This is a genomic window from Vitreimonas sp. (genome assembly GCF_035627415.1).
Taxonomy (GTDB): domain Bacteria; phylum Pseudomonadota; class Alphaproteobacteria; order Caulobacterales; family Aquidulcibacteraceae; genus Vitreimonas.
The window spans coordinates 44,252-56,750 of record NZ_DASPLU010000038.1 but is presented as its reverse complement, the minus strand read 5'-3'; the positions used below and the strand labels follow the sequence as shown (position 1 = coordinate 56,750).

The following is a 12,499-nucleotide window of genomic DNA, read 5'->3' as shown; positions in this document are numbered from 1 at the left end:
AGATAATGCCAACAGCCGGGCACTTCTAGCGGAGTTGCGTAGCGCGCCCTTGCGCCCCATTCTAGCCGCCTAGTTCCCGATCCATCGCACCGAAAGCCGGCGCATGAACACGCACAATGCTCCTGACGGCGCCCCGCCCCCGGCAGATTCGCCTCATCTGCGCGTCCTTGCCCAATATGTGAAGGAGCTGTCATTCCGCAACGCCCAGGGCGCAGCCGCCCAGGCGTACGACATCCAACCGACCATCGATATGGGCGTCGAGGTGAAGTCGCGGCCGATGGGCCAGGGCGAAGCCACCGAGGTGGATCTCTGCATCAACGTCCACGCCAAGCGCCAGGACACGCTGATGTTCTCGGTTGACCTCGTCTATTCCGGCGTCTTCCAGTTCATGAATGTGCGCCCCGATGACGTCGAGCCGCTGATCTGGATCGAGTGCCCGCGGCTGTTGTTTCCGTTCAGCCGCCAGATCCTGGCGGAGATCACACGGGAAGGCGGCTATCCGCCGCTGCTGATCAATCCGATCGACTTCACGCCGCTCTATTGGGCCGAGCTGCGCGAGCGCGAAGCACGCGGCGACGTGCCGCTGGCTGATGTCTCCGGCGGCGCTTCAGCGGCGGCGTTCTAGCCGACCTTCCGCCAGATCGCGTTTTCGCCGAGCTTCTCGATAAAGGCCGCGTGCGCCGCCTGCTCTTCGGCGGTCACCAGCGCCGCAAGCGGCGCCGGGCGCGGCTGACGGCGCACGAACTCTACTGCGCGCAACACCGCTGCATTCTCGGTCGCCGCCTCCCCTGCGTCGAAGGCAAGGCGCTGCTCGCGGCCGCCTTTGAGGTGGAGGTAGACTTCCGCGAGGATGCGCGAGTCGACCAAAGCGCCGTGGCCGCCGGCGCCCTTGCGCGCGGCGAGATCGAAGCCGTAGCGGTCGAGCTGAAAGCGCTTAGCCAGAGCATCGAGCGAACAGGACGCGCCGGGAAAGCGCTTGCGGGCGATGGCGAGCGTATCGACGAAACGCTCGTTTCCGAGCAGATCGCGCCCGCAACGCCTCAGTTCGGCGTTGAGGAAGCCCTGGTCGAACGAAGCGTTGTGCGCCACCAGCGGCGCATCGGCGATGAATTCCAAGAGCTCGGCGACGACTTCGCCGAATCGCTTGTGGTTGCGCAGGAATTCGAGCCTCAGCCCGTGCACCCGCACGACCTCCTCCGGCACGTCCCGATCCGGATTGAAATAAGCGTGAAACTCACGGCCGGTGCGCTCGAGATTCACAACCTCGACGCAGCCGATCTCGACGATGCGGTCGCAGAGTTTTGGGTCCTCGTGGTCCGGGAAAACGCCCGTGGTTTCCGTGTCGAACAGGATCTCGCGCATGCGTTCGGGGCTAATCCTGTTCGCGCAGTGCGTCCAGCACGGCCCTGACTTGGGCGCGCGTGGCGTCGAACGGGCCGCTGGTGTCGATGACGAAATCGGCGCGGGCGCGCTTCTCGGCGTCCGGCGTCTGCCGGGCGAGGATAGCGTCGAGCTTCTCGGCCGTCATGCCAGGGCGCGCCAGCACGCGCTCGCGCTGCACGTCGGCCGGGGCGGAAACGACAACCACCTTGTGCACCAGCGCTTCTGCGCCGGTCTCGAACAGCAGCGGTATGTCGAGCACGACGATGTCCGCGCCCGCTTCCATGTTGGCCTTCAAGAATTCGGCCTGGGCTTGGCGGACGAGCGGATGCACGAGCGCTTCGAGCCGCCGGATCGCGTCCGCATCGCCAACCACGCGTTCGGACAACAAGGTGCGGTCGATGGCGCCGTCCTTCGCCACGCCGGGAAAGGCTGCCTCGACTGGCGCAACGGCGCTGCCGCCTTTGTCATAAAGCGCGTGCACGACCGCGTCGGATTCAAGGAATGGCGCACCCTCCTCCGCGAACATGCGCGCGACCGTCGACTTGCCCATGCCGATCGAGCCGGTGAGGCCAAGCACCATCATGCGAGCGCCGCCGTCAAACGCGCCCGCGCCTTGGCGGGGTCGGGCCTCACGCCGAACCAAAGCTCGAACGCCCGCGCGCCCTGGTGGATCAGCATACCGATACCATCCATGGCGACGAGACCACGCGCACGCGCGCCGCGCAGCAGCGCCGTTTCCAGCGGGCGGTAGACGATGTCGGCGACGATCGCAGTCGGCCGGCAGAGCGCCACTGGCCAATCGTGCTCCGGCTGGCCCTCCATGCCGAGCGTCGTCGTCTGCACGATCAGATCGGCCGCGCCGAAGCCGCGCTCCATGTCCTCCCAGCGCAGCACCCGCCCGTTGGACAAACCCGCCGCGGCTGCTTCGCCGCGCGCGTGCGTGCGGTTCGCGAAGTGAATCGTGTCGACGAACGGCGCGAGCGCGTGGCCGATGCCGACAGCGGCGCCGCCGGCGCCGACGATCAACACCCGTTTCACGCGCGCGCGCCAATCCGGCGCAGCTTCGGAGAGCGCATCGATGAAGCCTTGTCCATCGGTGTTGAACGCGGAGAGAAGGCCGTCCTCATCCCGCCTGAGCACGTTGGCGACGGCGACGCCGGCGCGATCGGCGGCCTGGGCCGCCGTCTCCTTGTACGGAACGGTGACGTTGAGACCGCTGAAGCCGAATCCCTTTATCGCCCTGATCGCCGCGACAGGATCGGCCGCCCGAAGCGGCAGCGCGACGTAGACCGCGTCGATGCCATGATCGCCAAACCAACCATTGTGCATCAGCGGCGAGAGCGAATGGCTCACCGGATCGCCAATGACGGCGAACACCTTGGTGGCGGCGGTGATGGTCATGCGGGCACGACGCCGTGTTCGCGTAGGAACGCCAGCAGCGGAAGCAGCGGAAGCCCGAGGATCGAGAAGTAGTCGCCCTCCACACGCTCGAACAATTGGGCGCCGAGGCCTTCGAGCTGGTAGGCGCCCACCGAGCGAAGCACCTTCTCCCCTGCCTGCGCGAGGTATTGATCAAGGAATGCGTCGGAGAATGCGCGCATGCGCAGCCGCGGCGTATCAATGTGCCGCCAGATCACGGCGCCATCCGTGGCGACGACAGCGGCGGTGAGCAGTTCGTGCGTGCGCCCGCGCAGCGCAAGCAGGTGTTCGCGGGCCTCGTTCGTGTCCTTCGGCTTGTCGAGCACGCGGCCTTCCACCGCCAGCATCTGATCGGCGCCGATCACGAACCCTGCGCGCGCGCGTGAAACTGAGAGCGCTTTCAGCTCGGCCAGCGCTTCCGCCTGGTCGCGCGGCTTCAGCCCCTCGGCCCGCAAGCTGGCCTTCGCCGCTTCTTCATCCACGCGCGGGACGTCGACCTCGAAGACGAGGCCAGCGGCGTCCATCATCTCGCGCCGCGCGGCGCTTGCAGAAGCGAGGATCAGGGGGGTCACTGCTCGCGATGCTCCGCCAACAGGTTCAGCACTTGCGCGGCCGTCTCCTCGATCGAGCGCCGCGAAACGTCGATCGTCGGCCAGGCTTCGCGCTCGAACAGTTTCTGCGCTTCCATCACTTCGCGGCGCACCGCATCCTCATCGGTGTAATCGCCGGCGCGGGTTTCTTTCATCGCCGCCAGTCGGTTGCGGCGGATGTGAATGAGGCGATCCGCCGAAATCAGCAGTCCGACCACCAATGGCCGCTTCTCCTGGAACAGGATGTCCGGCAGCGGCACGCCCGGCACCATCGGCACGTTCGCAGCCTTCACGCCGCGGTGCGCGAGATAGACGCTGGTCGGCGTTTTCGAGGTGCGGCTGACGCCGACCAGGATCACGTCGGCGTCGGTGAGTTCGACCGCCTGCTGGCCGTCGTCGTGATACATCGCATAGTCGAGCGCATCGATGCGCTTGAAGTATTCCGCGTTCAGCTTCCGCGCCGCCCCTACCCTGTGGTTCAGCTCAAGCCCGAGATAGCGCGAGGTGACGTCAAGCACCGGATCCAGCACCGCCACGCAGGGCATCGCCATCTTGGCGCACGCCTCCTCCAGCATCGCCCGGTGCTCCAAGTTCGACAGCGTGAACATGACGAGCCCCGGGGCAGCCTCGATCTCCCGGATCACTCGCTCCAGCTGCCGCGCCGAGCGCACCAGGAAGTAGGAATGTTCCACCGGCAGGATGTTGTCGAACTGAGCGCAAGTGGCGCGCATGACGCCGGCCAAGGTTTCCCCAGTGGAGTCCGAGACCAGGTGCACGTTGAAATAGATGGCCAGGCGTTCACGCATTGGGCCCACATATCAGACCTGGCGCGGATGTGGACAAGCTGTTGGCTCTGTTCAGGACAAAAGCAGCAAGGACGCGAGAAGGCCGGTCGAGCCCCTGATTCCCGAGCTGGCATGGGCGATTCCCTAAACGGCTATCCACACGGGCGGGGTGCGACGAAAAAGGAATCGCCTCCTTTGCCGCCCGCCCACTAAGCCTTGCCGGACAATGGCTTCCGCCGTGGCGCCGCGTAGAGCAACTCTGTGGATGACTTGTGGGCATCCGAGTTGTCCTCGTTTACGGATCGCCACAACAACGAGTCCTCATTAATCGATATTCAAATTTTAGGTTTGGAAGGACGAAATGGCCGACCGGGAAAAGCTTCCCGCCCTCCTTCGCGTTTTGAACGGCGAGAGGCTCGACCCACCGCCGATCTGGATCATGCGACAGGCCGGCCGTTACCTCCCGGAATACCGGGAGCTCCGGAAGCGGGCGAAGAGCTTTCTGGATTTCTGCTATTCCCCTTCCCTGGCGACCGAAGCGGTGATGCAGCCGCTGCGGCGCTTTCCGCTCGATGCGGCGATCTTGTTCTCGGACATCCTGGTCGTGCCGGATGCGCTCGGCCAAAAGGTCTGGTTCGTCGAAGGCGAAGGCCCGCGGCTGGAGCCGCTGATCGGCCGCGACAGCTGGACGCTCGGCGATCCGGCGAAGGCGATCCAGCGGCTCGCGCCGGTTTATGAAACGGTCGAGCGGATCAAGGCCAACCTCGATCCGAGTGTCGCGCTGATCGGCTTCGCCGGCGGACCGTGGACGGTTGCGACCTACATGCTGCAGGGCCGCGGCGGCGACAAGGACGAGGCGCGCCGCGCCGCCTATCAGAGCCCGCGCGCTGTCGAAGACTTGCTCGACGCGCTGGTCGAGACGACGGCGCAGCATTTGGCCGCGCAGGTCCGCGCCGGCGCGGACTGCCTGCAGATCTTCGAGAGCTGGTCCGAGGGCCTCTCGCCTGCTCTCTTCCAGAAGCTGATCGTTCTTCCGACCCGCAAGCTGGTGACGCGTCTGCGTGAGCTCGGCGTCACTGCGCCGATCATCGGCTTTCCGCGCGGGGCCGGTGCGCAGATCGCTGCGTACGCGCAAGAGACCGGAATCACGGCGCTCGGCGTCGATACCCAGACGCCGGCGTCCTACGCGTTCGACGTTGCGCCGGAAGGCATGGCGCTGCAGGGCAATCTCGATCCGCAAACCCTGGTAGTCGGCGGCGAAGCGATGGAGGACGCCGCGCGCGAGGTGCTGATCGCGTTTAGGGGCATGCCGCACATCTTCAATCTCGGCCACGGCATCACGCCGGAGGCGACACCGGAAAACGTCGAGCAGCTGGTGCGTCTTGTGAAGAGCTGGGCATGACCGCCGAGCCGCTGCGGAGGGATCTCGCTCCGGTCGAAGCCGACGCGCCCAAGCTGCGCGTGATGACCTCGCGGCGCGTGGCGATCATCCTGTTCAATCTCGGCGGCCCGGATTCACAAGAGGCCGTGCGGCCGTTCCTGTTCAATCTGTTCAACGACAAAGCGATTATCGGCGCGCCGCAGCCGATCCGCTTCTTCCTTGCACAGCTAATTTCACGCACGCGGGAAAAGCTGGCCAGGGCCAACTACGCGCTGATGGGCGGCGGTTCGCCGATTTTACCGGAGACGGAAAAGCAGGCCGCAGCGCTCGAATCGGAGGTTTCGAAGCGCGTCAGCAACGTCACGTTCAAGTGCTTCCCGGCGATGCGCTATTGGAAGCCGTTCGTGAAGGACGCCGCCCGCGCCGCGGAGGCCTGGGGCGCTACCGACGCGATCCTGCTGCCGCTTTATCCGCAATATTCCTCGACCACCACGGCCTCCTCTCTCAAGGCCTGGCGCAAGGCGAGCGTGCTGCCCGCGTCGACGATCTGCTGCTATCCGGCCGGCGCGTCGTTCGCGCGCGCACATGCCGACGTTATCATCGAGACTTGGCGTAACGCCGGCTCGCCGCAGCGGCCGCGCGTGCTCTTCTCCGCCCATGGCCTGCCGCAGCGCGTGATCGACCGCGGCGACCCGTATCAATGGCAGGTCGAACAGAGCGTCGCCGCCGTGAAGCTCTTGCTGCCGGCCGACTGGGATGCGCGCATCTGCTATCAATCGCGCGTCGGCCCGCTCAAATGGATCGGCCCCTCCACCGAAGAGGCTATTCGCGAAGCGGCGAACGAGGGCGTCGGCGTCGTGATCTCGCCGATCGCCTTTGTCTCCGAACACGTCGAGACGCTGGTGGAGCTCGACATTGAGTACGCTCAACTCGCCCGGGCGCTGAAGCTGCCATTCTATTTGCGCGCCCCTGCCCCGGGCGCGGCCCCGCGCTTCATCGACGCGCTGGCGGAATTAGCCGAGCGCGCGCTCGCGGCGCCGGGTAAGACACAGTCCGAATCCGGGGCTAGGCTGTGCCCGGCGCAATGGGGCCTGTGTCCGCAGCGCGGGGCTTGAGGAGCGAAACGGGGCGATGGAGCACGTAATCGGCTACGACCTCGCACGGGGCCTGCACATCATCGCCGTGATCGCCTGGATCGCCGGCCTGCTGATGCTGCCGCGCTTCTACGCCTACATCACCGCCTCCCAGCCGGGCGGCGAGCTTGAGGCCGCCATGCAGAAAGCGGCGCGCAACCTACGCGTCATCATCCTCACCCCGAGTTTCGTTCTGGCGTGGGCGTTCGGGATCTTCCTCTTCGTCACCTACATCGCCGGCGACTGGGACCGCCCCATCGGCGACCTCCTCGCCACCGTCCCGCACTGGTTCTGGGCCAAGTTGATCCTGGTGCTGGGCTTGAGCGGTTATCAGGGCTTCCTATCTGCGGAGGGCCGGCGCCTCCTCAAAGGCGAACGCCGGCACAGCGAACGCTACTGGCGGTTGTTGAGCGAGGTCCCGTTTCTCGTGGCCATCGCCGCCGTGCTGCTGGCGACACTTGAGCCCTGAACCGATGGGCGCCGGTTAAGCTTCGCTTGACGCGTACGGCGCTATGTGGTGTCCATGCGGCCGACGCGCTTTCCCCAAGCGCGTGAGCGACGGCGGCGCCGCAACTTTTCTTACCCGCCGACATTCACTCAATCTGACGGCCCTGCCCGAGCGTTCCCGCGCCCGCAGTCCGTCTCCAGACCTTCCTTCCGAGACAATCCAAACCATGACTGAGACCCAAGCCCTCGAAGAGCTCACCTCGCTCACGCTGCAGGAGCTGAAGCGCAAGCCGGCCGCGGAACTGCTGGCGCTGGCTGAATCGCTCGAGATCGAGGGCGCCAACACGCTGCGTATGCAGGACATGCAGGCCGCGATCTTGAAGCACGTCGCTGAGCGCGGCGTCGAGATCGGCGGCGCTGGCGTCATCGAAATTCTGCCGGACGGCTTCGGCTTCCTGCGCTCACCGCAATCGAACTATCTGCCTGGCCCGGACGACATCTACGTCTCGCCGCAGCAGATCCGCAAGTTCGGCCTCCGCACCGGCGACACCGTCGAAGGTCAGATCAAGGCGCCGAAGGACGGCGAGCGCTACTTCGCGCTGATCAAGGTGAACGCGATCAATTTCGAGGACCCTGACCGCGTCCGCCACAAGGTTCACTTCGACAATCTGACGCCGCTCTATCCGACCGAGCGGCTGAAGATGGAGATCGATGATCCGACGCTGAAGGACAAAACCGGCCGCGTTATCGATATCGTCGCGCCGATCGGCAAAGGCCAGCGCTCGCTGATCGTCGCGCAGCCGCGGACGGGTAAGACCGTCATCATGCAGAACATTGCCAAGGCGATCGAAGCCAACCATCCGGAAGTGTTCCTGATCGTCCTGCTGATCGACGAGCGCCCCGAGGAAGTCACCGACATGCAGCGCACGGTGAAGGGCGAGGTCATCTCCTCGACCTTCGACGAGCCGGCCACACGCCACGTCGCAGTGGCGGAGATGGTGATCGAAAAGGCCAAGCGCCTCGCCGAGCATGGCAAGGACGTCGTCATCCTGCTCGATTCCGTCACCCGCCTCGGCCGCGCCTACAACACGGTCGTGCCCTCTTCCGGCAAGGTGCTGACCGGCGGCGTCGACGCCAACGCCCTGCAGCGCCCGAAGCGCTTCTTCGGCGCCGCGCGCAATCTCGAGGAAGGCGGCTCACTGACCATCATCGCGACGGCGCTGATCGACACCGGCTCGCGCATGGACGAAGTCATCTTCGAAGAGTTCAAGGGCACCGGCAACAGCGAGCTCCAGCTCGACCGCAAGGTCGCCGACCGCCGCATTTTCCCGGCGATCGACGTGCTCAAATCCGGCACGCGCAAGGACGAGCTGATCACGCCGAAGGAGCACCTGCAGAAGATGTACGTGCTCCGCCGCATCCTCTCTCCTATGGGCACGCAGGACGCGATCGAGTTTCTGCTCGATAAGCTCAAGTCCTCGAAGAACAACGACGACTTCTTCCAGAGCATGAACACGTAACAGCGCTACCCATTCCCGGGGCTCGGCGGAGCCGAGGGCCCGGGACCCATAAACACTTTTGTTGAAGGGCGTGGCGCAGGCCGCGCCCTTCTTCTTTGCATTGGTGTCTATGGATCCCGGACTTGCCCTAGCGGGCAATCCGGGAATGGGTGGATGGGCTGGCTCCAGGATGTTAAAGCGTCACCCATCGGAGGGACCGCTCATGCTGAAAATCTACCACTCGCAAGGCGCACGTTCGCTGCGCGTGCTTTGGCTGTGCGAAGAGATGGGCGTGCCGTACGAGACCGCGGAAGCCTCGTTCTTCAAGCCGAGCGACGAATTCAAAGCCGTCAATCCGCTGCGCACCGTGCCGGCGATGACGGACGGCGACGTCAGCATGATCGAGTCCGTCGCCATGATGATCTACATCATGAGCAAGCACGGCCCGACCGATCTCGAGGTGAAGCCGAACGAACCTGGCTACGCCGACTATCTGCAATACCTGATGTTCGGCGAAGCGGGCATCGCCGCCTATGGCAATCCCCTCGTCGCCACCCGCTTCCTGGCGCCCGACGACCAGAAGCAGAACTGGACGGTCGAGTATCTCACCAACGCCATCGTCAAGCGGCTGGAGTTTGTGTGCGAGCGTTTGGGCGATAAGCAATACGTCGCCGCCAATCGCTTCACCGCGGCGGACATCTCCGTCTCCTACATCGTCAACGCTGCGAAGTTCGGCGGCATCGACGAGAAGATCCCTGCTCGCATGCGGGCGTATTACGACAATCTGGCGCAGCGGCCCGCGTTCCAGCGCGCTGCGGCGGTGAAGTGAGTGTGTGACGTCGCCCTTCGACAAGCTCAGGGTGACGCGATCGATGCTCCGGCGTTTGAATTGGCGTCATGCTGAGCTTGTCGAAGCACGACGCCACGCTCATGGCGCCAGCACCAAGCTGCCTGTCGTCTTGCGCGCTTCCAGATCTCGATGCGCTTGTGCGGCATCGGCCAACGCGTAGCGCATCGGCGGCGCGATCTTCACGGCGCCGCTCTCGATCACGGCGAATAGATCGCGCGCTGTTTCGTCGAGCAATTCCGGCGTCGCCACATAATGCCCGAGCGTCGGCCGCGTGAGGAAGAGCGATCCCTTCTGCGCCAGCACGAGCGGGCTGATCGGCGGCACTGCGCCGGACGCATTGCCATAGCTCACCATCGTGCCGAGCGGACGCAAGCTGTCGAGTGAGGCGTCCCAGGTGTCTTTGCCGACGCCGTCATACACGACATCGGCGCCGGCGCCGTCCGTGATCTCGCGCACGCGCTTGGCGATGTCGTCACGCCCCTGCACGATCACGTCGTCGGCGCCGAGATCGCGCGCGATCTGTGCTTTCGCTTCGCTGCCGGCAGTCGCGATCACGCGCGCGCCGAGATGCTTGCCCCATTGCACTAGGATCTGGCCGACGCCGCCGGCGGCGGCATGGACGACGATCGTGTGCCCACGTTCCACGCGAAACGTCTTTCTCAGAAGATAACGCGCGGTCATGCCCTTGAGCAGCGAAGCCGCCGCGATGTCGAACGCGATCGCCCCTGGCAAACGCACGGCGCGGTTCTCGCTGACGACATGCGCATCCGCGTAAGCGCCCAACGCGCCGAGCGAATAGGCGACGCGATCGCCCAACCCGAACCGCGTCACGCCCTCGCCGACGGCGTCGACGACGCCCGCCGCTTCCTGTCCCAATCCGCTCGGCAGCGCGATCTTGTACAACCCGGTGCGGTGATACGTGTCGATGAAGTTGACGCCGACGGCTTCGTGGCGAACGCGGATCTCGTGTGGGCCGGGTTCGGGCTGGTCGACATTCGCGAGCCGCATCGCCTCCGGCCCGCCGTGCTGCTCGATGCGTATGGCCCTCATGTGCGCACTCCTACCGCCGGGATGTGTGGTGGCGGCGTTCGCGCTTCAATCCGCGCTCGCGCACTGTAGCGCCGCGTAGCCCTCTTCGCCGTCCGCGGCGTCGAGCGCCTCGACCGCCGCCGCCGTCTCATCCACGGCGATGCTCTGGACGCCGGCGGCGGCCGTCGCGGCGAAGCGGTCGTCGCGGCCGAACAGGCCGAAGCGCGATTCCACGCCGCGCGCGGCGAGCGCCGCCGCCAGCTCCTGGTCGAGTTCGCCATCGCCGAGCCAAGCGACGATGTGCGAGAGGTCGACGCCGCGTTGCTGCAATGTGTCGAGATCGCGCGCGCTTTCGATCGTGGTGTAGATCATTGCTGCGGGCGCTACGCGCGCGAGCCGCGAGGCGCCGTCGACGCTGTAGGTGATGAAAACGACCCGCTCCATCGCGCCGGCCGCATCCACCTCGCGCACCACATCCTCGTAGGCGACGCCGCGCTTGATATCGAGTTCGAGGATCGCGCGTCCGTGCGCCCAATCGAGCGCTTCGCGCAAAGTCGGCGGCGCGGCGGCGGTCGCGCGGCCATCCTCGTCGCGCAGCCGCAGCGCCTTGAGCTGCGCCAGCGTCAACGCGCCCACGGCGCCCGTGCCGGTGGTGGTGCGGTCGACTGTGTCGTCGTGCATGAGCACGAGCGCGCCGTCGCTCGTGCGCGACACGTCCACTTCGAGGAAGGCCGGTGCGTAGGTCAGCGTGCGGGCGAGCGTCGCGATCGCATTCTCCGCGTGTCCGGGGGCCGGGCCGCCGCGATGGGCGGAAGCGACGGCGGCGCCGCTCTCGCGCAGGCAATCGAAAAACGCTGGCAGATCGGCCGGCGCCAAAGTGTGCTCGCGGCCGGCGATCGGCGTGCAGGCCGCCGCCGCGAGCGCGATCGAGATCAGCACGCGCCTCATGCGAGGTGCTGGTTGAAAAACGCGATCGTCCGTCCATCCGCCAGCTTGGTCGCGTCCGCGTCGTAGTGCTTGCCGCCTTCGCGGGTGAAGGCGTGATCCTGATCGGCGTATTCGTGCACTGTGACGAGCGGATTGCCGGCAAGCGTCTCGCGGATCGTGTTCAGCGCCTCGACCGGGATGAAGCTGTCCTTCATCGGGTTGTGCAGCATCAGCGGCTTCCTGATGTTCTTGGCTTCATCCAGCGCCGTGTGAATCCCGCCGCCATGATAGGCGACGGTCGCGTCCGCATCGGTCCGGCACGCGGCCAGGAACGCGATGTAGCCGCCCATGCAATAGCCCATCACGCCTGCCTTGGCGCAGCCCATCGCCCGCGCGTGCGCCAGCGTCGCCGCGACGTCCTTGACGCTCGCGTTCTTGTCGAGCTGGTTCATGTAGTCGAGCGCCTGTTTCCACTCGGCGTCGGTCTGGTCGGTGATGTCGATGCCCGGTTTGATCCGCCAGAACAGGTCCGGCGCGATCGCAAGGAACCCTTCGCGCGCGAGCCAATCAGCCTTGCCGCGCATGACGGCGTTCACGCCGAAAATCTCCTGCACCACCACGACCGCGCCCTTCGTCGTTCCGCTCGGCCGCGCCACATAGGCCTTGAACGCGCCGTCCGGACCCTTGACCTCGACCCATTCGCCCATGGCTCTCGCTCCGTCTGTCTCTGAGGGTGTGGCCGCGTTATAGACCCAGCAGCGGCGGCAACGCGAAAGGATTTGGAGCCATGAAGTTCACCGTCAACGTGGAATGCTCGCCGGAGGAAGCGCGCCGCTTCATGGGCCTGCCGGACGTCACGCCGATCAACGAGAAGCTGGTCGAGGAGATGGGCAAACGGATGGAGTCGAATCTCGCGCTGATGAGCCCGGAAACGATGATGCAGTCCTGGATGAGCGTCGGCACGCAGGCCCAGGACGCGTTCGTCAAGCTGATGACGTCGGCCGCCGGCGGCGCGATGGGCGGCGCTTCACGTGAAAAGCCCTAATCGCGGCTTAG

Annotated in this window: 15 protein-coding genes; 7 read left to right on the top strand and 8 right to left on the bottom strand. The window is 65.7% G+C overall.

The annotated features are described in order from the left end of the window. Positions 1 to 103 precede the first annotated feature (103 nt). Positions 104 to 625: a protein-export chaperone SecB gene (gene secB, locus VEA80_RS18985; protein WP_325062364.1), complete on the top strand. Its 522-nt coding sequence runs from the start codon at positions 104 to 106 to the stop codon at positions 623 to 625. Here secB and dnaQ read toward each other — a convergent pair. From dnaQ to VEA80_RS18960, 5 genes are read right to left on the bottom strand one after another with little or no spacing between them, the layout of a single operon-like run. Further along, on the bottom strand, positions 622 to 1,362 hold the full coding sequence (gene dnaQ, locus VEA80_RS18980; RefSeq protein WP_325062363.1) for a DNA polymerase III subunit epsilon: 741 nt from the start codon (positions 1,360 to 1,362) through the stop codon (positions 622 to 624). The two genes, secB and dnaQ, sit on opposite strands and share 4 nt — an antisense overlap. Positions 1,363 to 1,372: 10 nt before the next feature. After that, positions 1,373 to 1,966 (bottom strand): dephospho-CoA kinase, encoded by a 594-nt coding sequence (coaE, locus tag VEA80_RS18975; protein WP_325062362.1) that lies wholly within the window; start codon positions 1,964 to 1,966, stop codon positions 1,373 to 1,375. Next, complete coding sequence (gene aroE, locus VEA80_RS18970; RefSeq protein ID WP_325062361.1) at positions 1,963 to 2,784, bottom strand: shikimate dehydrogenase; 822 nt, start codon at positions 2,782 to 2,784, stop codon at positions 1,963 to 1,965. The genes coaE and aroE overlap by 4 nt, the downstream gene beginning before the upstream one ends. Further along, positions 2,781 to 3,374, bottom strand: coding sequence for a Maf family protein (locus VEA80_RS18965; protein ID WP_325062360.1), 594 nt, complete (start codon positions 3,372 to 3,374; stop codon positions 2,781 to 2,783). The genes aroE and VEA80_RS18965 overlap by 4 nt, the downstream gene beginning before the upstream one ends. Beyond that, on the bottom strand, positions 3,371 to 4,198 hold the full coding sequence (locus tag VEA80_RS18960; protein WP_325062359.1) for a pyruvate, water dikinase regulatory protein: 828 nt from the start codon (positions 4,196 to 4,198) through the stop codon (positions 3,371 to 3,373). The genes VEA80_RS18965 and VEA80_RS18960 overlap by 4 nt, the downstream gene beginning before the upstream one ends. Before the next feature lie 340 nt (positions 4,199 to 4,538). Between VEA80_RS18960 and hemE the strand changes: the two genes are divergently transcribed. The 5 genes from hemE (at position 4,539) to VEA80_RS18935 (ending at position 9,466) form a co-directional block, all read left to right on the top strand. Then, entirely contained in the window at positions 4,539 to 5,579 is a 1,041-nt protein-coding gene (gene hemE, locus VEA80_RS18955; RefSeq protein WP_325062358.1) for a uroporphyrinogen decarboxylase, read from the top strand. A gap of 62 nt (positions 5,580 to 5,641) precedes the next feature. Then, a complete protein-coding gene (gene hemH / locus VEA80_RS18950; RefSeq protein ID WP_414731525.1) occupies positions 5,642 to 6,673 on the top strand; it encodes a ferrochelatase in 1,032 nt (343 codons plus the stop codon). 16 nt (positions 6,674 to 6,689) lie between these two features. Next, the gene (locus tag VEA80_RS18945) at positions 6,690 to 7,160 is read left to right on the top strand and encodes a CopD family protein (RefSeq protein ID WP_325062356.1); all 471 of its coding nucleotides are present in this window, start codon (positions 6,690 to 6,692) and stop codon (positions 7,158 to 7,160) included. A gap of 205 nt (positions 7,161 to 7,365) precedes the next feature. Further along, entirely contained in the window at positions 7,366 to 8,658 is a 1,293-nt protein-coding gene (gene rho, locus VEA80_RS18940) for a transcription termination factor Rho (RefSeq protein WP_325062355.1), read from the top strand. A 202-nt stretch (positions 8,659 to 8,860) separates the two neighbouring features. Further along, a complete protein-coding gene (locus VEA80_RS18935; RefSeq protein ID WP_325062354.1) occupies positions 8,861 to 9,466 on the top strand; it encodes a glutathione S-transferase family protein in 606 nt (201 codons plus the stop codon). A 99-nt stretch (positions 9,467 to 9,565) separates the two neighbouring features. On the opposite strand, the gene VEA80_RS18930 is transcribed toward VEA80_RS18935, so the two are convergent. Genes VEA80_RS18930 through VEA80_RS18920 form a run of 3 tightly spaced genes read right to left on the bottom strand, consistent with a single transcriptional unit; the run spans position 9,566 to position 12,150 of the window. Further along, entirely contained in the window at positions 9,566 to 10,537 is a 972-nt protein-coding gene (locus VEA80_RS18930) for a quinone oxidoreductase (protein ID WP_325062353.1), read from the bottom strand. 45 nt (positions 10,538 to 10,582) lie between these two features. Further along, positions 10,583 to 11,464, bottom strand: a complete 882-nt coding sequence (locus VEA80_RS18925; RefSeq protein ID WP_325062352.1) for a glycerophosphodiester phosphodiesterase family protein — start codon at positions 11,462 to 11,464, stop codon at positions 10,583 to 10,585. Further along, positions 11,461 to 12,150, bottom strand: a complete 690-nt coding sequence (locus tag VEA80_RS18920) for a dienelactone hydrolase family protein (protein WP_325062351.1) — start codon at positions 12,148 to 12,150, stop codon at positions 11,461 to 11,463. The genes VEA80_RS18925 and VEA80_RS18920 overlap by 4 nt, the downstream gene beginning before the upstream one ends. Before the next feature lie 80 nt (positions 12,151 to 12,230). Between VEA80_RS18920 and VEA80_RS18915 the strand changes: the two genes are divergently transcribed. Further along, on the top strand, positions 12,231 to 12,488 hold the full coding sequence (locus VEA80_RS18915) for a DUF6489 family protein (RefSeq protein WP_325062350.1): 258 nt from the start codon (positions 12,231 to 12,233) through the stop codon (positions 12,486 to 12,488). Positions 12,489 to 12,499: the final 11 nt, after the last annotated feature.

Coding starts and splice junctions, on each gene's coding strand:
- secB (WP_325062364.1), top strand. CDS start 104: ATGAACACGCACAATGCTCCTGACGGCGCCCCGCCCCCGGCAGATTCG.
- dnaQ (WP_325062363.1), bottom strand. CDS start 1,362: ATGCGCGAGATCCTGTTCGACACGGAAACCACGGGCGTTTTCCCGGAC.
- coaE (WP_325062362.1), bottom strand. CDS start 1,966: ATGATGGTGCTTGGCCTCACCGGCTCGATCGGCATGGGCAAGTCGACG.
- aroE (WP_325062361.1), bottom strand. CDS start 2,784: ATGACCATCACCGCCGCCACCAAGGTGTTCGCCGTCATTGGCGATCCG.
- VEA80_RS18960 (WP_325062359.1), bottom strand. CDS start 4,198: ATGCGTGAACGCCTGGCCATCTATTTCAACGTGCACCTGGTCTCGGAC.
- hemE (WP_325062358.1), top strand. CDS start 4,539: ATGGCCGACCGGGAAAAGCTTCCCGCCCTCCTTCGCGTTTTGAACGGC.
- hemH (WP_414731525.1), top strand. CDS start 5,642: ATGACCTCGCGGCGCGTGGCGATCATCCTGTTCAATCTCGGCGGCCCG.
- VEA80_RS18945 (WP_325062356.1), top strand. CDS start 6,690: ATGGAGCACGTAATCGGCTACGACCTCGCACGGGGCCTGCACATCATC.
- rho (WP_325062355.1), top strand. CDS start 7,366: ATGACTGAGACCCAAGCCCTCGAAGAGCTCACCTCGCTCACGCTGCAG.
- VEA80_RS18935 (WP_325062354.1), top strand. CDS start 8,861: ATGCTGAAAATCTACCACTCGCAAGGCGCACGTTCGCTGCGCGTGCTT.
- VEA80_RS18930 (WP_325062353.1), bottom strand. CDS start 10,537: ATGAGGGCCATACGCATCGAGCAGCACGGCGGGCCGGAGGCGATGCGG.
- VEA80_RS18925 (WP_325062352.1), bottom strand. CDS start 11,464: ATGAGGCGCGTGCTGATCTCGATCGCGCTCGCGGCGGCGGCCTGCACG.
- VEA80_RS18920 (WP_325062351.1), bottom strand. CDS start 12,150: ATGGGCGAATGGGTCGAGGTCAAGGGTCCGGACGGCGCGTTCAAGGCC.
- VEA80_RS18915 (WP_325062350.1), top strand. CDS start 12,231: ATGAAGTTCACCGTCAACGTGGAATGCTCGCCGGAGGAAGCGCGCCGC.